At 68.6% G+C, this 19,265-nt stretch carries 18 protein-coding genes; 11 read left to right on the forward strand and 7 right to left on the reverse strand.

The features are described from left to right. Positions 1 to 41: 41 nt before the first annotated feature. Both phoR and phoB read right to left on the reverse strand, forming a co-directional pair. A complete protein-coding gene (gene phoR / locus BN940_RS03320) occupies positions 42 to 1,388 on the reverse strand; it encodes a phosphate regulon sensor histidine kinase PhoR (RefSeq protein ID WP_043680142.1) in 1,347 nt (448 codons plus the stop codon). Beyond that, complete coding sequence (phoB, locus tag BN940_RS03325; RefSeq protein ID WP_043685687.1) at positions 1,385 to 2,080, reverse strand: phosphate regulon transcriptional regulator PhoB; 696 nt, start codon at positions 2,078 to 2,080, stop codon at positions 1,385 to 1,387. The genes phoR and phoB overlap by 4 nt, the downstream gene beginning before the upstream one ends. A 186-nt stretch (positions 2,081 to 2,266) precedes the next feature. Here phoB and ubiE point away from each other — a divergent pair, with 186 nt between their 5' ends. The 5 genes from ubiE to rfaE2 all read left to right on the forward strand — a co-directional run bounded on the left by ubiE (position 2,267) and on the right by rfaE2 (position 7,192). Then, positions 2,267 to 3,031: a bifunctional demethylmenaquinone methyltransferase/2-methoxy-6-polyprenyl-1,4-benzoquinol methylase UbiE gene (gene ubiE / locus BN940_RS03330; RefSeq protein ID WP_043680144.1), complete on the forward strand. Its 765-nt coding sequence runs from the start codon at positions 2,267 to 2,269 to the stop codon at positions 3,029 to 3,031. A 299-nt stretch (positions 3,032 to 3,330) separates the two neighbouring features. Beyond that, positions 3,331 to 4,314, forward strand: a complete 984-nt coding sequence (locus tag BN940_RS03335) for a Tim44 domain-containing protein (protein WP_043680147.1) — start codon at positions 3,331 to 3,333, stop codon at positions 4,312 to 4,314. A 204-nt stretch (positions 4,315 to 4,518) separates the two neighbouring features. After that, the gene (locus tag BN940_RS20070) at positions 4,519 to 5,145 is read left to right on the forward strand and encodes a ubiquinone biosynthesis accessory factor UbiJ (RefSeq protein WP_043680149.1); all 627 of its coding nucleotides are present in this window, start codon (positions 4,519 to 4,521) and stop codon (positions 5,143 to 5,145) included. Beyond that, on the forward strand, positions 5,139 to 6,704 hold the full coding sequence (gene ubiB, locus BN940_RS03345) for a ubiquinone biosynthesis regulatory protein kinase UbiB (RefSeq protein ID WP_043680152.1): 1,566 nt from the start codon (positions 5,139 to 5,141) through the stop codon (positions 6,702 to 6,704). The genes BN940_RS20070 and ubiB overlap by 7 nt, the downstream gene beginning before the upstream one ends. Continuing rightward, entirely contained in the window at positions 6,704 to 7,192 is a 489-nt protein-coding gene (gene rfaE2, locus BN940_RS03350; protein WP_043680154.1) for a D-glycero-beta-D-manno-heptose 1-phosphate adenylyltransferase, read from the forward strand. The genes ubiB and rfaE2 overlap by 1 nt, the downstream gene beginning before the upstream one ends. A gap of 51 nt (positions 7,193 to 7,243) precedes the next feature. Here rfaE2 and BN940_RS03355 read toward each other — a convergent pair whose 3' ends face one another. The 3 genes from BN940_RS03355 to BN940_RS03365 all read right to left on the reverse strand — a co-directional run bounded on the left by BN940_RS03355 (position 7,244) and on the right by BN940_RS03365 (position 9,705). Further along, the gene (locus tag BN940_RS03355; RefSeq protein WP_043680156.1) at positions 7,244 to 7,924 is read right to left on the reverse strand and encodes a protein-L-isoaspartate O-methyltransferase family protein; all 681 of its coding nucleotides are present in this window, start codon (positions 7,922 to 7,924) and stop codon (positions 7,244 to 7,246) included. An 87-nt stretch (positions 7,925 to 8,011) separates the two neighbouring features. Then, positions 8,012 to 8,836: a bifunctional hydroxymethylpyrimidine kinase/phosphomethylpyrimidine kinase gene (gene thiD, locus BN940_RS03360; protein ID WP_043680158.1), complete on the reverse strand. Its 825-nt coding sequence runs from the start codon at positions 8,834 to 8,836 to the stop codon at positions 8,012 to 8,014. Positions 8,837 to 8,901: 65 nt separating this feature from the next. Then, on the reverse strand, positions 8,902 to 9,705 hold the full coding sequence (locus BN940_RS03365) for a thiazole synthase (RefSeq protein ID WP_043685690.1): 804 nt from the start codon (positions 9,703 to 9,705) through the stop codon (positions 8,902 to 8,904). A 182-nt stretch (positions 9,706 to 9,887) separates the two neighbouring features. On the opposite strand from BN940_RS03365, the gene BN940_RS03370 reads away from it, so the two are divergent. The 6 genes from BN940_RS03370 to BN940_RS03395 all read left to right on the forward strand — a co-directional run bounded on the left by BN940_RS03370 (position 9,888) and on the right by BN940_RS03395 (position 16,037). After that, entirely contained in the window at positions 9,888 to 11,423 is a 1,536-nt protein-coding gene (locus BN940_RS03370; RefSeq protein WP_148304871.1) for a COG3014 family protein, read from the forward strand. A gap of 1 nt (position 11,424) precedes the next feature. Then, positions 11,425 to 11,859 carry a hypothetical protein gene (locus BN940_RS19195; protein ID WP_043680163.1) on the forward strand — a complete coding sequence of 145 codons (435 nt, stop codon included), beginning with the start codon at positions 11,425 to 11,427 and terminating at the stop codon, positions 11,857 to 11,859. Positions 11,860 to 11,875: 16 nt separating this feature from the next. Next, positions 11,876 to 12,496 (forward strand): penicillin-binding protein activator LpoB, encoded by a 621-nt coding sequence (locus tag BN940_RS03380; RefSeq protein ID WP_043680166.1) that lies wholly within the window; start codon positions 11,876 to 11,878, stop codon positions 12,494 to 12,496. Between the two features lie 12 nt (positions 12,497 to 12,508). Continuing rightward, positions 12,509 to 13,945, forward strand: a complete 1,437-nt coding sequence (locus BN940_RS03385) for a DUF6844 domain-containing protein (RefSeq protein WP_148304872.1) — start codon at positions 12,509 to 12,511, stop codon at positions 13,943 to 13,945. A gap of 89 nt (positions 13,946 to 14,034) precedes the next feature. Then, positions 14,035 to 15,282 carry a hypothetical protein gene (locus tag BN940_RS03390; protein WP_043680172.1) on the forward strand — a complete coding sequence of 416 codons (1,248 nt, stop codon included), beginning with the start codon at positions 14,035 to 14,037 and terminating at the stop codon, positions 15,280 to 15,282. 29 nt (positions 15,283 to 15,311) lie between these two features. After that, positions 15,312 to 16,037 (forward strand): Abi family protein, encoded by a 726-nt coding sequence (locus tag BN940_RS03395; RefSeq protein WP_052355569.1) that lies wholly within the window; start codon positions 15,312 to 15,314, stop codon positions 16,035 to 16,037. Between the two features lie 198 nt (positions 16,038 to 16,235). On the opposite strand, the gene BN940_RS03400 is transcribed toward BN940_RS03395, so the two are convergent. Together BN940_RS03400 and BN940_RS03405 are read right to left on the reverse strand one after the other, a co-directional pair. After that, entirely contained in the window at positions 16,236 to 17,054 is an 819-nt protein-coding gene (locus BN940_RS03400) for a cobalamin-binding protein (protein ID WP_052355570.1), read from the reverse strand. 229 nt (positions 17,055 to 17,283) lie between these two features. Continuing rightward, positions 17,284 to 19,224: a TonB-dependent receptor plug domain-containing protein gene (locus BN940_RS03405; RefSeq protein ID WP_052355571.1), complete on the reverse strand. Its 1,941-nt coding sequence runs from the start codon at positions 19,222 to 19,224 to the stop codon at positions 17,284 to 17,286. Positions 19,225 to 19,265 lie beyond the last annotated feature (41 nt).

Below are 19,265 nucleotides of genomic sequence, written 5' to 3' on the forward strand. Positions count from 1 at the left end.
ACCCGCAGCCGGCCGCGGCGCGCGGCCCGCCGCGGCCGCGGTCAGGCCGCCCGCGCCGCCGGGCCCGCCGCATCCCGCGCTGGCGCGGCGGGGCCCGCGGGCGGGCAGACGCGCGCCGCAGGAAAAAGGATGCTGAAGACGCTGCCTTCGCCCGGCGTGCTGCGGATGTCCAGCGTGGCGTCGTGGCGCATGACGACGTGCTTGGCGATGGCCAGGCCCAGGCCGGTGCCGCCGGTGGCGCGCGAGCGGCCCCGGTCGGCCCGGAAGAAGCGCTCCGTCAGGCGCGGGATGTCGGCGGGATCGATGCCGATGCCGGTGTCCCGCACGCGGCAGGCGGCGCCCCCATCGGGGGCCGGCTCCCACAGGACCGTGATGGACCCGCCCGGCGGGGTGTAGCGCACGGCGTTGGTCAGCAGATTGCCGATCGCCGAGGCCAGCTCGGTGTCCTGGCCGCGGATGCGCAGGGTCTCGTCCAGCCGCGCGTCGAAGGTGTGGCGCCCGCCGGACAGGGCCTGCGCCTGCGCCAGGGCGGTGCGCACCAGGGCCGCGACGGGCACGGGGCCGCCTTCCTGGTTGGGGGTCGATTCCAGCGAGGACAGGGTGAGCAGGTCGGACACCAGGGCCTGCATGTTGCGGGTCTGCTGCGCCATCAGGTCCAGGTAGTGGCGGCGCTGTTCGCCGGTCAGGGCATCGCCGGGCAGGTCCTGCAGGGTCTCGACGAAGCCCGACAGCACGGTGAGCGGCGTGCGCAGTTCGTGGGAGACGTTGGCGACGAAGTCCTTGCGGGTGTTCTCCAGCCGCTCGATCTGGGTGATGTCGCGCGTGACCATCAGGAACTGGCCGACGCCGTAGGGCGCCAGGTGCAGCGACAGGGTGCGGGCCGCGCCGCCGTGCCCCAGGTGCAGGATCAGCGGGCGGTCCCAGGTCTCCTGGCCGGCGTAGCGGGCGAATTCGGGCGCGCGCACGATGTTGAGGATGCTGTGCCCGCGGTCCCGTTCCAGGTCCAGCCCCAGGTGGCTGGCCGCGGTCTGGTTGCACCATTGCAGGGCCTTGTGGGGATCCAGCGTCAGGGCGCCGTCGGGCAGGGCCTCGGCGGCCAGCAGGGCGCGGTGGAAGCTGCGCGTGCGGTCCTGCAGGTCCAGGCGGTTCTGCTTCAGCTTGCGGTAGATGGGCGCCAGGATCTCGTCCCACGGGCCGACCGAGGGCGGCGGCGGCTCGTCGATGGCGCGCACCCAGCGGGCGATGCGCGACAGCTGCAGGCCGCTGACGAGGATCATCAGCAGCAGGCCCAGGGCGAAAAAGGCCCAGCCGGTGGCGGCGCCCAGCCAGGCGCCCAGCAGCCAGCCGCCCAGCGCCCAGAGCGCGATGGAAACGAGAGTCTTGCTCATTGAGGATGCGTGATGCTGAAACGGTAGCCCGCCCCGCGCGAGGTCTGGATGGCGCCTTCCAGGCCGGCGGGCGACAGGGCTTTGCGCAGGCGGCGGATGTGGACGTCCACCGTGCGTTCTTCGACGAAGACGTGGTCGCCCCAGACCTGATCCAGCAGCTGGCTCCGGCTGTACACGCGCTCCGCATGCGTCATGAGGAAGTGTAGCAGGCGGAATTCCGTGGGCCCCATGGGTAGCGGCAGGCCGTTGCCCGACACGCGCCGCGAATCCGGCTCCAGCCGCAGTCCGCCGGCCTCGATGGGGTCGGGGGTGTGCTGCGGCGCGCGGCGGCGTAGCAAGGACTTGATGCGCGCCAGCAGCTCGCGCGGGGAGAAGGGTTTGGTGATGTAGTCGTCGGCGCCGGCCTCCAGGCCGTCCACCTTGTCCTGTTCGGCGCCGCGCGCGGTCAGCATGATGAGCGGGATGTCGCGGGTGCGGGCGTCGCCGCGCAACTGGCGGGCCAGGCGGATGCCGGGCTGGTCGGGCAGCATCCAGTCCAGCAGGATCAGGTCGGGCAGGACCTGCTGGATCTGCTCCTGCGCCTGGCGCGCATCCAGCGCGCTGCGCACGCCGTAGCCGGCGTGTTGCAGGTTGACGGACAGCAGTTCCTGGATGGCGGGTTCGTCTTCGATGAGCAGGATGGTGGCGGGCATGGGGAAGTCTCGCATGGCGGCGGGACCGGAATGCGGGCCCCGCCGTTCCGGGCGCGGGCGGCGCATTCCGGCACGGGTGTCATCATACGGTCGCATTATTTCACTGATGTGACGTCGTCATATAGGTCGCAGCCTGCGCAGCGTGGGGGCCTTTTACGGTGGTACGAGTGGTACGATACGCGGATCATGAGCACACCCGCACCAGACGCCGGCCAGGGGCCGCAGACCCATTTCGGTTTCGAGACCGTCCAGGAATCGGAGAAGGCCCGCCGCGTGGCCGAGGTCTTCCATTCGGTGGCCTCGCGTTACGACGTGATGAACGACCTGATGTCGGCCGGGCTGCACCGCATCTGGAAGGCCTTCACCATCGGCCGCGCCCAGGTGCGCCCGGGCATGCGGGTGCTGGACATCGCCGGGGGCACCGGCGATCTGGCGCGCGCCTTCGCGCGCCGCGCCGGCCCCGAAGGCGAGGTCTGGCTGACCGACATCAACGACTCCATGCTGCGCGTGGGCCGCGACCGCCTGCTGGATCGCGGCGTGGTCGCGCCGGCGGCGGTCTGCGACGCCGAATGCCTGCCGTTCCCGGACCGGTATTTCGACCGCGTGTCGGTGGCGTTCGGCCTGCGCAACATGACGCACAAGGACCGCGCCCTGGCGGAAATGCGCCGCGTGCTGAAGCCGGGCGGCAAGCTGCTGGTGCTGGAATTTTCCCGCGTGGCGCCGGCGCTGGCGCCCGCGTACGACTGGTATTCCTTCAACATTCTGCCGAAAATGGGCCAGCTGGTGGCCGGCGACGAGGCCAGCTACCGCTACCTGGCCGAATCCATCCGCATGCATCCGGACCAGGAGACCCTGGCCGGCATGATGCGCGAGGCCGGCCTGGGCCGGGTGCAGTACTTCAACATGACGGCCGGCGTGGTCGCCCTGCACGAAGGCATCCGGCTCGACTGAGCGCGCGTCCCGGGCGCGGGCTGTCCGCGCCCTTCCTTCCGCACCCGTGCGCATTTTTCGCCGGGCCGCCCGCGGGCGGCCTGTGCAGGCCCGCGTGCGCCCGGCCTGCGTGCGCCCGGCCTGCGTTTGTCCGGCCTGCGTTCGCCCAGCCGCCTCCGTTCTGTTGCAAGCGGATGTTTCTCGGGATATTTCCCCGCTGCGGTCCGGCCTGATCTGTGTTAACTTTCATGTTCATTCAGCTTTCTGTCAGGTTGCCGGAATCCGCAGGATTCTCCGGCCCTGCCATCCCAGGAGACTCCATGAACCTTCGTCTACCCCGCTGGGCCGCCGCCACCCTGTTGCTGATGGCGGCCTTGTCCCTGCTGGCCGTGACCCAGGATGCGCATGCCCGCCGCATGGGCGGCGGCATGAGCTTCGGCCGCCAGTCCACCAACGTCGTCAAGCAGCGCCAGGCCGTGACGCCGCCGGCCGCCCAGACCACGCAGCGCGCCGCCGCGCCGGCCGCCGGGGCCGCTGCGGGCACGGCGGCCGCGGGCGCCGCCGCCAAGTCGGGCATGTCCCGCTGGCTGGGCCCCATCGCCGGCATCGCCGCCGGCCTGGGCATCGCCGCCCTGCTGTCCAGCCTGGGGCTGTCCGGCGCCTTCCTGGAATTCCTCTCCAGCGCCCTGCTGATCGGCCTGGTGGTCTTCGCGGTGATGTTCCTGGTGCGCCGCCTGCGCGGGGCCCAGCGTCCGCTGGCCGGTGCCGCCGCCGGCGCCGCGCAGGGGCCCAACAGCTACCGCCAGTCGGCGTCCTCCGGCCAGGGCTTCGGCATGCCCGGCCGCCCGGCGTCCGAGCCGGCCGCGGGGGCGTCCGCCGCGCCGGTGATCGAGGCCGCGCCGTCCGTCCAGGAGCAGGATCCGTCCTGGTTCATCCCGGCCGGGTTCGACGTGCCGGCCTTCCTGGACCAGGCCAAGCAGCAGTTCACGCGCGTCCAGTCCCTCTGGGATGCGGGCAACCGCGACAGCCTGCGCGAATTCCTCACCGACGACCTGCTGGCGGAGATCACCCCGCGCCTGCCCGGTCCCGAGGAAGGCAACCGCACCGAGGTCGTGCTGCTGAACGCCGAGCTGCTGGGCATCGAGGCGGTGGCCGGCGGCCACCTGGCCAGCGTGCGCTATTCCGGCATGCTGCGCGAATCGGCCGGGGCCGAGGCCTTCCACTTCGAGGAAGTCTGGAACCTGTACAAGGCCGATGGCGCCGGCTGGCTGCTCGCCGGCATCCAGCAGACCAACGCGCGCTGATTCCACGCGCCGGATCGGCCTTCGCGGCCGCCCGACCCCGGATGCCGGGCGGGCGGCCGTTTGCGTTCCGGCTCGCGTGAAAGGCCGTGGGCGAGGCCCGGACGACGGCCCGGAACGCGCGCTCCGGCCCGCGTGCGCGGCGCTCAAAACCGGTAAACTGGGGCCTGCGCCCGCTCCTGCCCGGCGCGCCCGGCCCCGTCGTTCATGATCATGCCTCTTCCCTTTCCCTTCCCGTCCCCCTCCGATGTCCTGCTCCGGGGGCTGAACGCGCTGCTGCGCCGCGAACCCTGGGCGCGCGAGCGGCTGGCGGTCCACGCCGGCAAGTCGCTGCGCCTGACGGCGGGCGAGCCCTGGACGCTGCAGTGCGCGATCGCCTCCGACGGCGCCCTGCAGCACTGCCCACGGGCCGTGGTGCCCAACGTGGTGCTGTCCATCCCGCCCGAGCGCCGCCGCGACCTGCCCGGCGCCTGGCGCGGCGAGGGTCTGGCGGGGATCACGGGCCTGGCCCGCATCCAGGGGGACGCCGGCCTGGCCCACCTGGTGTCCGACCTGGCGCGCGGCCTGCGCTGGGACGTGGAAGACGATCTGGCGCGCGTCGTGGGCGACGTGGCGGCGGTGCGCCTCACCCGGGGCGCGCGCGCGCTGGCCGGCGGCCTGCGCCAGGCCGCAAGCCGGGCGCAGGACAACGTGGCGGAATACCTGGGCGAGGAATCCGGCCTGGGCGTCCCGGCGGCGGACTTCCGCGTCTGGGCGGCGGAGCGCCAGGCGCTCGAATCCCGGCTCGAACGGCTCGATGTCCGCCTGCGCCGGCTGGAGGGCGGGGCATGCTGACCTTCCTGCGCCTGGCCTACATCCTGTGGATCGGCCTGCGCTACCGGCTCGACGAGCTGGTCCTGTCGGGCATCCAGCATCCCTGGGCGCACACGCTGCTGAAGATCGTCTGCCTGGGCCGCCGGCCGCGCCGCCCGCGCGGCGAGCGCTTGCGCCTGGCCCTGGAAACCCTGGGACCGATCTACGTCAAGTTCGGCCAGGTCCTGTCCACGCGCCGCGACCTGGTGCCCCAGGACATCGCCGACGAGCTGGCCCGGCTCCAGGACCGCGTGCCACCGTTCCCGTCCGACCAGGCGGCCGCCATCATCCGCGAATCCCTGGGCGACGCGCCGCAGAACCTGTTCGCCCGGTTCGAGCGCGATCCCGTGGCCTCGGCCTCGATCGCCCAGGTGCACTTCGCCGTGCTGCACGACGGCCGCGAGGTCGCGGTCAAGGTGCTGCGTCCCGGGATGCGCGAGGCCATCGAGCGCGACCTGACGCTGCTGCGCGCGCTGGCCGGGCTGGTCGAACGGCTGGCGCCCGACGGGCGGCGGCTCAAACCGCGCGAAGTCGTGGCCGAATTCGACAAATACCTGCACGACGAGCTGGACCTGATCCGCGAGGCCGCGAACTGCAGCCAGCTGCGGCGCAATTTCGGCCCCGACACCGGCCGCGCCCATCTGCTGCGGGTGCCCGAGGTCGTCTGGGAATACTGCGCCAGCCAGGTCTTCACCATGGAACGCATGCGCGGCGTGCCGGTCAGCCAGGTCGAACGCCTGCGCGCGCTGGGCGTGGACATCCCGCTGCTGGCCCGCCAGGGGGTCGAGATCTTCTTCATGCAGGTGTTCACGGACGGCTTCTTCCACGCCGACATGCACCCGGGCAACATCTACGTGTCCGACGATCCGGACACCCTGGGGCGCTACATCGCCCTGGATTTCGGCATCGTCGGTTCCCTGTCGGAATTCGACAAGAACTACCTGGCGCAGAATTTCCTCGCCTTCTTCCGGCGCGACTACCGCCGGGTGGCCCAGCTGCACATCGAGTCCGGCTGGGTGCCGCCCTCCACCCGCGAAGAAGAGCTGGAGGGCGCCGTGCGCGCCGTCTGCGAGCCCTATTTCGACCGGCCATTGGCGGAAATCTCCCTGGGGCAGGTGCTGCTGCGCCTGTTCCAGACCTCGCGCCGCTTCAACGTCGAGATCCAGCCCCAGCTGGTGCTACTGCAGAAGACGCTGCTCAACGTGGAAGGCATGGGGCGCGAGCTGGATCCGAACCTGGACCTCTGGCAGACCGCCAAGCCCTTCCTGGAAAAATGGATGCACCAGCGCGTCGGCCTGCGCGGCCTGCGCCAGCGCCTGGACCAGGAAGCCAGCCAGTGGGCGCAGATCCTGCCGCAGATTCCCCGCCTGGTCTACGCCCGCCTGAACCATCCCGATGCGGGGCCGGCGATGCGGGCCGAACTCGAACGGCTGCGCCAGGCCCAGGACCGCTCCAACCGCCTGCTGGCGGTGCTGTGCGGCATCCTGGCGGCCGGGCTGGGCGTGGCGATCTGGGCGCTGACGCGCGGCGGCGGCTTCTGATGGCGGCGCCTCCCGCCTTCGAGTCCAAGATCCTCGACCGCGCGGCCTGCGTGCGGGCGGTGCGCGAGGGACGCCTGGCGCGCCCGCTGATCTTCACCAACGGCGTGTTCGACATCCTGCACCGCGGGCACGTCACCTACCTGGACCGGGCCGCCCGCCTGGGCGCCTCGCTGATCGTGGGGGTGAACACGGACGAGTCCGTGCGCCGCCTGGGCAAGGGCGAGGACCGTCCCCTGAACGGCCAGGACGATCGCGCCGCGCTGCTGGCCGCGCTGGCCTGCGTGGACGGGGTGGTGCTGTTTCCCGAGGACACGCCGCTGGAACTGATCCAGGCCCTGCGGCCCGACGTGATCGTCAAGGGCGGCGACTACGACATGGACGCGCTACCCGAGACCGCCGTGGTGCGCGGCTGGGGCGGGCGGGCCGTGGCCATCCCGTTCGAGCACCAGCGCTCGACCACGGCGCTGCTGCGCAAGATCCGGACCTGAAACGCACGAGCCCCGCATGCGGGGCTCGCTGGAAACGGAACGCGGCGCGCGTCAGAATTTGAAGCGCGACCGCGCCGTGCCGCGCAGGGGCTTCACGTAGGTGTCGAAGATCGAGTCGGTCTCGAAGTTGGCGGCGCTGGTGCGCGTGATGCGGCACACCGTCATGATCGGGCTGTGGCCGACGATGGCCACCATGCGGCCGCCCACGGCCAGCTGGTATTTCAGCGCGTCGGGCACCGAGGGGACCGAGCCGGTGATCAGGATGGCGTCGTATTCGGCCGTGCCCCAGCCGGCATGCGCGTCGCCCGTTTCCACGGTGACGTTGGCGACCTGGCTGCGTGCGAGGTTCGCCTGCGCGAAGGCCGACAGGCGGCTTTCGAGCTCGATGCTGGTGACCTGCTGGCACAGCCGCGACAGCAGGGCGGCCTGGTAGCCCGAGCCCGTGCCGATTTCCAGCACGCAGTCCGTGGGCTGGAGCCGCAGTTCCTCGGCCAGCCTGGCCTCGACCTTGGGGGACAGCATGGTCTCGCGGGTGTCGACGCCGTCGATCACCAGCGGCAGTTCCGTGTCCGTGAAGGCCAGGGCGCGCATCTGCGGCGGGACGAAGCGTTCGCGGGGCATGTCGAAGACGGCCTGCAGCACCCGTTCGTCCTGGACGTTCCAGGGACGGATCTGCTGTTCGACCATGTTGAAGCGGGCACGATCGGCGTCGGCGATGTCGTTGACGTTCATGTCGCGGGAGTACCTGAGGTTGATTCGACTGAGGTTGATTCGAGTCCGATTATAGGCCAGCGACCCGGCCGATGGCTTTGAGGCGGGTCAGTCTTGCAGCTTGGGCCACAGGGCGTGGAAGTGATGCACCGGCCCGTGGCCCGAGCCGACCTGGAGCTGGCCGGAGGCGGCGATGGCGCGTTCCAGCCAGGCCTTGGCATGCCGCGCGGCCTCGGGCACGCCCGGGGCGCGCGGCAGCAGGGCGGCCATCGCCGCCGACAGCGTGCAGCCGGTGCCGTGGGTGTTGGGTGTGTCGATGCGCCGGCCCGGCAGCTCGATCAGCCGGTCGCCGTCGTGCAGCAGGTCGATGGTGTCGTCGCCCGGCAGGTGTCCGCCTTTCAGGAAGACCCAGCGCTCGCCGTCGTCGGCCAGCAGCCGGCGCAGGCGCTCGGCGACGCGGCGCATGTCCTTGAGGTTGTCGGCGGGGCTCTGGCCCAGCAGCACGCCGGCTTCGGGCAGGTTGGGGGTGATGACGGTGGCCAGCGGGATCAGGCCTTCGCGCAGGGCGTCCACGGCCTGGCGTTCCAGCAGGTGGTCGCCGCTCTTGGCGACCATCACCGGGTCCAGCACCAGGTGCGCCGGCTTCCAGTGCGCCAGCCGGTCGGCCACGACGCGGGTGACGCCGGCCTGGCCCAGCATGCCGATCTTCACGGCGTCCACGCGCACGTCGGCGAACAGCGTGTCGATCTGGGTTGCGACGAATTCCGGCGGCACCGGGAAAATGCCGGTGACCGCCTGCGTGTTCTGCGCGGTCAGCGCGGCGATCACGGCCATGCCGTAGGCGCCCAGGGCGCTCATGGTCTTGACGTCGGCCAGGACGCCGGCCCCGCCCGAGGGGTCCACGCCGGCAATCGACAGGGTATTGGGGATCATCGCAGGCTCCGTGCGGATGGGGCCGGGGCTGGCGCTGGCGCGCCCCGGCGTGCGCGGCCGAGGGCTCAGGCGGCCCGGGTCGAGGGCAGCAGGCCTTCGGTGGGCGAACTGGGATCGGCGTCGTAGTACTTGCGCTTGATGCGGCCTGCCAGGTAGGCCTCGCGTCCGGCCTCCACGCCCAGGCGCATGGCGCGCGCCATGCGGATCGGGTCGCGCGCGCCGGCGATGGCGGTGTTCATCAGGATCGCGTCGCAGCCCAGTTCCATGGCGATGGCGGCATCCGAGGCCGTGCCCACGCCGGCGTCCACCAGCACCGGGACGCGGGCCTGGTCGATGATCAGGCGCAGGTTCCAGGGGTTGACGATGCCCATGCCCGAGCCGATCAGCGAGGCCAGCGGCATCACCGCCGCCACGCCGATGTCTTCCAGCATGCGGCACTGGATCGGGTCGTCGCTGCAATACACCATGACCTGGAAGCCGTCGGCCACCAGCGTGCGCGCGGCGGCCAGGGTTTCGGGCATGTTGGGGAACAGGTTGCCGGAGTCGCCCAGGACTTCGAGCTTGACCAGGTTGTGGCCGTCCAGTAGCTCGCGCGCCAGGCGCAGCGTGCGCACGGCGTCCTCGGCGGTGTAGCAGCCAGCCGTGTTCGGCAGGATGGTGTAGCGGTCCGGCGACAGGAAATCCAGCAGGTTGGGCTCGCCCGGGTTCTGGCCGATGTTGGTGCGGCGGATGGCGACGGTGACGATCTCGGCGCCGCTGGCCTCGATGGCCTCGCGGGTCTGGCTGAAGTCGCGGTATTTGCCGGTGCCGACCAGCAGGCGGGAATGGAAGACGCGGTCGGCGATGGTGAGGGTGTCTGGGGAGGTCATGGGTGTGCGAAAACGGAAGCGCGGACTGCCGCCCAAGGTGGCGGTCTCGTACAAGGATAATCCATTTGCGGACCCCCTGTTTTGTAAAACCCGTCGCTGCGCAGGCCTATGTAAAAAAATATTCCCTTATCGTATAAACTGCGTCAAACGTAATAAAAAATATCTTACAGGAGGGGCATTCGATGATCCTTACGCTCTGGATGCGGCGGGCTTTGCTGGGCCTGTGCGCAACGGCCCTGGCGGGCTGCGCGGGCACGCGCACGGTCGGTCAGCAGGACGCGCCGGCCTTGCTGGCCGGATCTGATTACCGGGCCTACGCAGCCCTGTACCTGGATGACAGGGGACAGCCCAAATACGATCCCGAAAGCCTGCTCGACTCCCTGGAGGCTGGCAAGGCCTTCAATGACGCGGGCATGTGGGCGCTCAGCCGCGACGCCTTTGACGCGGCCGCGCGCAAGCTCAACTGGAAGGAAGACACGGTCGATACTCCCGAGGAAGTCGCCAACCTGCTCGGCACGACTCTCACCAGCGACGCTTTCGGCGCTTATCAGGGCAAGATCCACCAAGGGGCCCTGATCGATTATTACCAGGCCATCAACCATTTGATGCTGGGCAACGAGGCCAATGCGCGGGTCGACTTCAACCGCCTGCAGGTGCGCCAGGACAATTCGGTCACACAGTTGAAGGCCTTCGTCTCGACCGTGAACAAGTCGGTCAAGGAAGGCCTCGCCGACGAGAAAAGCGAGGGCGCGAAGCAGAGTCTGGGCGAAGTGGGCCCGAAGATCGCCGACGGGGTCAAGGACCTGCCCGGCGGGTTGGCCCAGTCCAAGATCCGGATGGCCGTCGGCGATGCGATGGGTGCCGTGTTCCGGGCGACTTCGTCGGTTGAGTCCGACAAGCGTCCGAACCTGTCGCGCGACATGCTCAAGCGTGCGGGTGCCGCCAGCGCGACGCGCGGGGGCGATGCCGTGATTGCCTACCTGGGCCGTGAAATTCGCCGTGGCAATGGAAGGCTCCGGAACAAGGCCATCATCCTGTACGAAGATGGCGTGGGGCCCAGCCTGAAGGAGTTCCGCATCGACCTGCCGCTGTTCATCGTCACGGGCAAGGTGACCTATGCCGGAATCGCTCTGCCGCAGTTCCAGCCGGGACAGGCCGCCTTTGGCGGGCTGAAGGTCGGTGCGGGCAAGACGCAGCAGGAAACCGCCGTCCTGACCGACGTCAACGAACTGGCGGCGCTGGAATTCGACGCCGCTTACAAGGGTGTCGTCGCCAAGGCCGTGATCTCGACCGTCATCAAGACCGCCGCCCAGGCCGTGATCAACCATCAGATCGATCAGCAGAAGCCCGATCCGCTGGTGGGCGCTTTGCTGAAGCTGGGCACGGGCGCGGCGCAGTACGCCCTGACCAAGGCCGACGTGCGAGCCTGGGCGAACCTGCCCAATACCATCCAGATGGTGGTGGTCGACCGCCCCGAGAGTGGCACGCTGGCCCTGGCCGGATCGCTCGGCCAGCCGATCGCGGAAGTTCCATTGCAGGAGGACGCGAATACCCTGGTCCTGGTCAAGGCATCCGGCACTTCGGGCAAGCCCGCCGTTTATGTCCAGGCGCTGCCCGCCGAAGCGCCGGTCGCGGCTTTGGGCGGGGCGGCATCCGGGCCCCCGGGCGAGTCCGCCGCTTCGGACGCGCCGCCCGCCGCGTCCACGAAGGCAGGCTGACATGAGCATCGGACGATGGCTCTTCGTTGCTCTCCTGCCGCTGGGCCTGGCAATGGCGGCGGTGTCCGCACAGACCGGGACGCCGCGGATCGTCACCTGCGACACCACGGTGGCGCCCCGGTCGGCTCTGCGCGTCCAGGACGAGGCCGGTGACAAGGGCGCCCGGGTCGAGGATGTGGCACTGATCACCTTGCCCAACGGCATGCGGTCGGTGCAGTTCTCCGTGCGCAACGTCCGGCAAGCCGCTCCTTTCGGCGCGATCCTGCGGATCCGCTATGCCGTCCAATGGACGGACGATTGCGGACGCCGCGTCGCCCTGGGGACCGAGGTTGTCGATGGCCTGGCGCTGGACCCGCAACGGCAGCAACTGGTCCAGTCGACCGCGATGGATCCGCACGCCACCCATGCCTTCCTGCGTATTTATGTCGAGAACTGATTCCTACGGAGATTCCATGAAGAAAATCGTTTTCGCCGCGACCGTGGCCCTGGCGCTGGCCGGTTGCCAGAACATGGCGGTCGTATCCAGCAACCCCAACGCCGAACTCAGCCGCACCGGCAAGCCGGGCCTGGTGTCTTTCGGCCTGCAAAGCACAGACTTTGAATATGCCGCCAAGAAGGCGGTGCAGGAATTCCTGGAGTCGCCGTATGCCAGGAAGCCGGGCGGTGGCCGCTGGGTGGTGCAGATGGGCGAAGTCGTCAACGACACGACGTTCCGGATCGATACGGCCAGCATGACTTCGCGCATGAAGATCGCCATGACCAAGACCGGGCAATTCATCTTCACCGGAGCAACGGGCGCCGAGCGCACCCGTTTCGTCCAGGATTCCCGCCAGCTGAGCAAGTCGAAGATGTTCGATCAGAAGACCGTCGCCCGCAATGGCACGGTGGTCGCCCCCGACCTGGAGATGTTGGGCGGGATCCGCCAGCGCACCGTGGTCGATGGCGCGCAGAAACAGCAGCAGCTGGAATACGAATTCGATTTCCGCGTGGTGGAGCGCGACACCGGCCTGGAAATCTTCCAGTCCTTCATCCCCATCGAGAAGCTGGGATCCAATCAGAACTTTGCGTGGTAGGGGGTGGGTGTCATGTTGAAACTCACCCCCATCGTGGCCGCTGTCGCCTTGCTGGCCGCGAGCGGCGCGTATGCGCAACAGGCCCCCGATCCGCAGGCGGCCCAGGCCGTGCAGGTGGCACAGGCTTCCGAAGCCCTTGTCGAGGCTGCCACGCCGGCCGATGCCATGCCGGCCGATTCCGTTCAGAGCTACGAGGACTGGCTCGCGGACTTCGAGCAGCGCTTCGGCCAGACCATCGGTTCGGCGGCTGATGGCCGCGTCTTTTATGCCGGCATGGCCGTGATTTCGGGTGACAATGCCGCCGATCCGCATTACGGCACCCAATTGGCGCTGGCCTACGAGCGCGCCATGTTCGATATGCAGGCCGACTTCATCCTGCAGAACTACGGCCGCCTGAAGGCCCGGACCGTGCGCAGCCTGTTTGACGACCTGTCCAGCGACAAGGACGCCTTTGATCCCGTCGAACTCCAGAAAGCGGCCGCCGACGGCGGCAGCCGCCTCGAGGCGCTGTTCGACAAGGCCTTGGTGCTGGTCGACAAGAAGCTCGACAGCGCGCTTGCCGAAGAAGGCGTGCCGCCCGACGAGATCCAGAAGATGTCGGTGGAACAGAAGAAGAATCTGTACAAGGACACTCTCAACAAGGAAATGATCAAGTCCGCGTACCAGAGCATGCAGGGCCTGGTGCCGGTGCAGACGCGCATTTTCCCGATCCAGGAAAACAACAAGTCCACGATGGCGGTGGCCGTCATCGCCGTGCAATCCGAAAAGACTCGTCAGTTCGCCAAGGACATCGCTCGCAAGCGCCCCTCGCTGGTCAAAGGCACGCCCAGAGCCATCCAGGACCTTCTGCCCGCCGACAAGAAAGGCTACCTGGACGAGATCGGCCTGCGTTTCGCCTATGACGCGGCAGGGCGGCCGATGCTGCTGGCCTACGGCCGCACCTCGGTGCCCATGGAGCCCGGCTGGAGCGCGTCGCGCGCCGTCCGGGCAAAGCAGAACGCCCAGAGCATCGCGCAGTCTCTGGCCGAAGCCAACATCGTCGAGTTCATGAACACCAATATCCAGGTGTCCGAAACGACGAACGTGGGCGACATCAATGAGGAGTGGGCCAAGCAGATCACCCAGATCGACAACGGCAAGCCTGGCGAGGTCCAGCAGATCAAGGAACGGATCAGCGAAACGACCCAGAAGATCGTCAAGTCGGGCAAGGCGCAGGCCGTGGGCGAATTGCGTGGATCTTCCGTCCTCAAGCGCTGGGATGTCAAGGATGGCAATGGCGTCACGCACGTGGGTGTGGTCGTTGGCTGGACCTACGACCAACTGGACAACGCCAATGCCATCGAGGCCCAGGCGCGCGGCAAGACCGGTGCGCAACTGTCCGGCGCCCAGGGCGCCGCCAGTGACCAATCGCGCGCGTCGAAGGTGATCAACAACAAGAACGACTTCTAGCGGCCGCGAGGCTCCGGATGCGTCGTGCCGAATTCGGCCGTGCCCGCCGGATGCCTCCCGCCCCGGGTCTGAATGACACAGGATCTTTCATGAAAGCGTTTCTTTCGTTTCTGGCCCTGGCCCTGGCGATCGGCCTGGGCCTGCCGTCCACCGCGGCTTCGCAGGTGGTCGAGGCCACCGTCACCGCCGATGGCAATGGTCTGAGTCGCGACGAGGCCATCCAGTCTGCATTGGTCAACGCGGCCGGCCAGGCGTTCGGCGTGCGGCTGTCGTCGCAGTCGATGGTGCAGGGAATGTCTGTCGATGCGTCGGTTGACAACGAGAATCACTCGGCGGTGTTGAGCATCCTGAACAAGAACATCCGGCAGATCCTCAATACTCCGCAGAATGCGCCCATTCTGGGATATGACGTCAACAATGTGTCCGAGGCGCCGGACAATGGCTGGGAAGCCACCGTCACCCTGCACTATGCCAAATTCGAGCGTCTCGGCGCCGACAGCAACCGCCGCAGCGTCGTGGTGGTGAGCAACAGCAAGCAATACCGTCCCCTGCTGATCCAGATGGTGGGCGAATCGCTGGTGGGTTCCCGGCGTTTCGACGTGCTCAATCGCGAAAACGACGCACTGTTCCAGGACGAGAAGGAATTCATCCTGGGCGGCGACGCGGCAAACGCTGAAATGGCCCGCCTGTCACAGGCGAGCGGCGCGGATTACCTGGTCGTGGCCCAGTTGCAAAGCCTGGGGGTCAGCAACAACCAGCGTGAAACGATCGCCATGACCGGCGAGGTCCTGGTCAAGAGCGCGGCCAGCGGTGCGCTGCAGTTGCAGGTGATCGAATTCGCGTCGCGCAAGATCAAATGGTCCGGATCGCAGAAATTCGGCGGCACCTATCCCGGCGCCACCAGCGTCGGCGCCGCAACCCTGGGCAAGCTGATCGGCGGCGCGGCCGACCGGCTGATCGAGCGCATGGTCGCGGCCATCTATCCGATCCAGGTCGTCAAGGTCGTGGGTGACACCGCCATCATCAACCGGGGCGAGGGCGGCGTTTTGACGGGCGAGACCTACGCCGTCTTCCAGGTGGGCGAGGAATTGACCGATCCGCAGAGCGGCGAATCCCTGGGTTCGATGGAGACCGAAGTCGGCTTGGGCACGGTGACAGAGGTCAAGCCCAAGTTCGCCTTCCTGAAGATGGCCTCCGGCACGCTCGCGGCGGGGACGGACTACATCGTGCGCAAGACCGACAAGAAGCCGGCCGGCAAGGCCGCGCCGAAGAAGGCGCGCACGGGTCCCGCCAAACCCAAGGCTCCGGACCGCGCGGATGTGTTCCTGGGGAATTGAGCGGGATGATCTCGGACACAGGATAGGTTTTGAGGCCCCTCAAGCCTTGGCGTTCCTTCTCGGATCAATTGCGCCTGTTGGCGCTGGATGCCTTGGAACGCATCGAGATGGCGGTGCGCGTGGATGTGGCGCATCTGCTCGGGCGGCTTGATGCGCGAGCGCACGAGAACGCCGGCTGCCTGCATGGCAACTTTGCCAAGAAGTTGATGATTCAGGGACCGGACAAGGGCAAGACGCGGCACCAGGTATGGCTTTCCAAGTATGAGTCCCTGTTGCACCGCGCCCGTAACGAACCATTTGTCGCCCACCACATGCGGCAATACGGCGCCTTGCCGATCTGGGTAGCCATCGAGGTATGGGATTTCGGTTTGTTGTCGCGACTCTTTGCCGGGATGCGGTATGCCGATCAACAAGTGATTGCAGCGTTATACGGCGCGCCGGATGGGCGGGCCTTCGCTCAGTGGCTGCGCAGCCTGAATTTCATCCGCAACGTGTCGGCCCATCACGGCCGCTTGTGGAACATCAATGTGCTGGAACTGTCGCCCATTCCTCGAGGTTGGCCGGCGGCGCTGAACGGGGCGAGGCCATTTTTCTACTTTTGCCTGATGCAGCAATTGCTGAGGGTGATCTGTCCGAACTCCAGTTGGGGACGGCGCTTCAAGGACTTGCTGGAGAACGAGTTTCCTGTAGCCTTTTCCTTGGCGGAATTCGGTAGCTTTCCCGAGTGGGAGGAGTGGGCGTTGTGGCCGCAGTGAACAGTGATGAGGGGCGAACAAATGAAAACCGACGCGTACACAGAGTGCAGAGGCGCCGGTCGTATTGCTTGATATTTTAAACTCGACGTTTGCCTAGAGCAAGTAACAAGGGAGATGAGCAAAACTGTGCGATTCCTGTTGATCTGGTCTGAGTTGCCGTGACATCTGCCAGAGAGGCTTTGCCCTGCAGCGATTTCTTCAAGGCCGGGTGCGGCTGTCCCGCAAATCCGCACAGATCGCCTCGGCCGCGTCCACCAGGCGCGGCCCCGGCCGGTGCAGCTGGTCGGGATCGACGGCGTAGATGCGGTCCGCGAGGGCGGCGGGCAGGCCGTGCTGGGCCCACCAGGCGCGCCGGGCCGCCAGGGTTTCGCGGCCGTAGGGCGAGACGATCAGCACCTGCGGGTTCAGGTGCAGCACCGACTCCACGCTGACCTGCGGCGCGGCGATCGCGTGCGTGGCGTAGGGGTTGACGCCGCCGCAGCGCGCCAGCAGGTCGTTGGTCAGGGGGTCGCGGCCCAGGGTGTATAGCGGGTCGGCGCTGATCTCGATGAAGACGGTCTGCGGCGGGGGCGGCGCCGGCCGCAGGGCGCGGATGCGGCGCTCCAGGCCGCGCGCGGCGGCGTCGGCGGCGGCGCGGGTGCCCAGACGGTCGCCCAGGTCGCGGATCAGGGCCGGGATGTCGTCCAGCGATTTCGGATTGGCGTAGACCAGGGGCACGCCCAGAGGCGCCAGGCGCCGTTCCAGAGACCGCGTGCCGTCGGACGGCAGCCAGCCGACCACCAGGGTCGGGCGCAAGGTCAGGATGGTTTCCTCGCTGAACTGGATGCCGTCGCCGATGCGCGGGATGGTGCGCGCCTCGGGCGGGTAGTCGCTGCGCAGGACGGTGCCGACGATATCGGCACCGGCGCCGGCGGCGTAGACCAGCTCGGTGGCGTTGGGCGCCAGGGTGACGATGCGGGGCGGCGTGCCGTGCCGGGCCGGACCGGTCGCAAGGGGCGCCGCGGCGGCAACGGGCACGGCAGCGGCCCCTGCGTAGGCGGCCCGGCATAGGCAACTCCGGCATCGGCAGCCCCGGCATCGGCGATCCCGGCATCGACGGTCCCGGCATCCGCGGCCCCGGCCCGCGCAAGGTCCGGGCCGGCAACGGCCGCCCAGGCGGCGCACAGGCCCAGGCAGGCGGCGGCCGCCAGGCGCGGCAGGCGCCGCCGCGCTCCGGCCAAGCCGCCCGCCGTCCGCCGCCGCATGGCTACATCCGCCAGGACAGGTTCACGAACACGTTGGAGCCCGGCGTGTTGTAGCCGTCCACCCGCACGTAGTCCTTGTCCAGCACGTTGTTCCAGCGCACCTGCACGCCCAGCGACTTGCTGAAGTCGTAGGCGGCGGTCAGGTTGACCAGGGCATAGCCGCCCAGGCGGGTGCGGTTGGCGATGTCGGCGTAGCGGTTGCCGGTGTACTGGTATTCCGCGCCCAGCCGCAGGGCCTGGATGCGGTGCTCGACGCCCAGGTGGAAGACCTGGCGGGCGCGGTAGGGCAGCGCCGAGCCTTCGGCGGGCGTGAAGCCCTGGGCGGGCCGCGGGTCGTCGTTGCGCGGATCGAGGAAGTCGGCGCTGGCGCGCAGGGTGGTATCGCCGAAGTCGTGCTCCCCGGCCAGAGTCAGGCCGCGCAGGGTGGCCTGGGCGACGTTCTGCGGGGTCGTCCACCAGGTCACGGGGTCGGAGACGTTGACGATCAGGTCGCGCACCTTGTTCTGGTAGGCGGTCAGCCGCAGCAGGGTGCCGCCGCCCTGGTACTGGACGTGCGCCTCGATGTTGCGGGATTTTTCCGGCTTCAGGTCGGGATTCCCCTTGTAGAAGGCCGCGGGGTAGTCCTGGTACAGGTCGGCGAAGGTCGGGACGCGAAAGCCGGTGCTGCCGGCGATGCCGACCTGCCACGCCTCGCTCAGGTCCAGGTCCAGGCCCAGGCTGCCCGTGGTCTGGTTGCCGTGATCCGTGTAGTTGTCGTTGCGCACGCTGGCCTGCGTGTGCAGCCGGTCGAAGCCGCCCTTGTAGATCAGCGCCGCGCTGTTGACGTTGCGGTCCGTCCGGTCGTAGGAGAAGTCGCTGTTGACGCGTTCTTCCAGGCGTTCGGCCAGGATCGAGACGCGCTGGCCGGGCAGGACCTGCAGGTTGTTCTGCCACGACAGGGTGCGCTTCAGGCTCGAATGCACGAACGAGCCGTCGGTGGGACGGCGGTAGTCCAGGGAATCCCGCGTCCAGCCGAATCGCAGCACGCTTTCCCACCGGTCGGTGATCCGGTCCGTGCTGGTGAGGCGGTAGGCCTGCTGGCGCACGAGGTTGCGCACGTTGTCCTCGGTGGCGTAGGGGTAGTCGTCCTGCGTGCCGTCGGAATCGGCATGCAGGGTGCTGTCGTAGGCGGCCAGGCCGATGTGGTGGCCCGCGGCCCACTGGTAGCCCAGGGTGCCGGCCCAGCCGCGGCTGGCATAGCCGTCCTCGTCGGCGTAGTGTCCCCAGCTGTCGGTGGAACTGTTGTTGGCGAAATGCCGGCGCATGACGTCGAAGCCCTTGCTGCCCGCGGCGCTGGCGGAAAGGCTGTAGTCCCAGCCCGCGCTGGCGCCCGACAGTCCGAGGCTGGACTTGACCGTCTCGTAGGTGCCGTATCCCAGGTTGGCCCAGGCCGACAGCGGACGGTCCTGCGCGCCCTTTTTCGTGATGATGTTGACCACGCCGCCGATGGCGTCCGAGCCGTACAGGCTGCTGGCGGCGCCGCGCAGGATCTCGACGCGTTCGACCAGGGCCGGGTCGATGGATTCCAGCCGGGTCCCGCCCGACAGCAGTTCCGTGGCCCGCATGCCGTCGATCAGCACGAGCGTCTGGCTGGGATTGGCGCCGCGCAGGTAGAGGCCGCTGACGGTCTGCGGCCCGCCGGTGGTCGTGAACTGCACGCCCGGGGCGCGGCCGATGATTTCGGCGAGGCCGTCGCCGCGTGCGCGGGCGAGCGTGTCCTGGCCGATGACGGTGACGTCGCCCACCGCGTCGGCCAGCGGCTCGGGGCTGCGGCTGGCGGTGACGACGATGTCCCGCAGCGTCGGCACGGCGGCGTCGGTGGCGGTGGCGGTGGATTGGGCCGTGGCGGCCAGGGGAAGCAGACAGCAGGCGGCCGCGAGGCGGCGCGGGATGGAAGCAGACATGACGAGGCCCTGTTTGGCGCGCGTCCCCGCACGCCGGCATT

The organism is Castellaniella defragrans 65Phen (assembly GCF_000612685.1).
Lineage (GTDB): Bacteria > Pseudomonadota > Gammaproteobacteria > Burkholderiales > Burkholderiaceae_B > Castellaniella > Castellaniella defragrans.